The sequence below is a fragment of the Vibrio sp. D173a genome, from assembly GCF_030248475.1.
Map to the genome: position 1 here is coordinate 1 of NZ_JAHGAH010001003.1, position 918 is coordinate 918.

The following is a 918-nucleotide window of genomic DNA, read 5'->3' on the forward strand; positions in this document are numbered from 1 at the left end:
AAAGCGACGGCGCACTACCGTCACTGTTTCTCGATTACTACTATAAAAGAGAGTGCGTATTCGAACACGCGACTTCTCCACTAATACTTCGGCATCCAACTCGAAGTAACTACTGTCTACCGCTAAATACCCTTTGGCGTTCTTGGTTACATCCGCACTGACACTCGATAAATTCGACTCAGCTAAGAAATCATCAATGCTATCCCAGCCATCAAAGGGGCGGTTTTCAATTAATGCTTTGGCGTCTGATTCACTCAAATTCGGAGCAAACATCGCTTCCAACAAGGGCGCCTGTTTTACAGATAATGTATTCACGTTCAAACGCCAATCATCACTTGGCAAGGCACACATATAAGGGCGAACCTTATCCATCACTTCGCCACTGACTTGGTAAATTGCTCGCAACTCAGACTCATCGGCGATCAAACCATTCGCCGCGAGATAAGACGGCTTCATCGCTTCGTAAGTGCTGTCTTCAACCCCGACCGAAGAGATACTTCGAGTATCCTCATCAACGAACTCCCAAGTAGAGTTCGCAATCACTTCCGCTTGATAAGAGTCCACTTCCAAATTTTCTAGCAGGGTTTGCCATACAGACACCAAGTAAGGTGACTGATTGTTTGTGGTCGCAGTCACCGACTTCAATGCATTCAAATTAAAGCACGCTTGTCCGTCGCGAATATGCCCAACCACTTGACCATAATCGAGCGGATAAACCTGCTCTTCCAGTGCCCATGGCTGGCTTAAATTAATGGTATCGCTGTCTTTGTAACTCTGCTCAATACCCACCTTCGCCAACGCTTCGATACCGATACTGTACCAATAGGCCTGTTGATAATTGAGCTGATTGCCAACACGCTTGAACTGGGTAAATAACCGTTCAGACATACTGCCCGCAATCGTTGCCATGATAGCCAA

Annotated in this window: 1 protein-coding gene; it reads right to left on the reverse strand. The window is 46.5% G+C overall.

Going from position 1 to position 918, the window contains the following annotated elements; translation table 11 throughout:
* Positions 1–918 (reverse strand): type II secretion system minor pseudopilin GspK (gene gspK, locus KIV40_RS30885; RefSeq protein ID WP_285353107.1); only part of this gene is annotated, 918 nt, incomplete at both ends.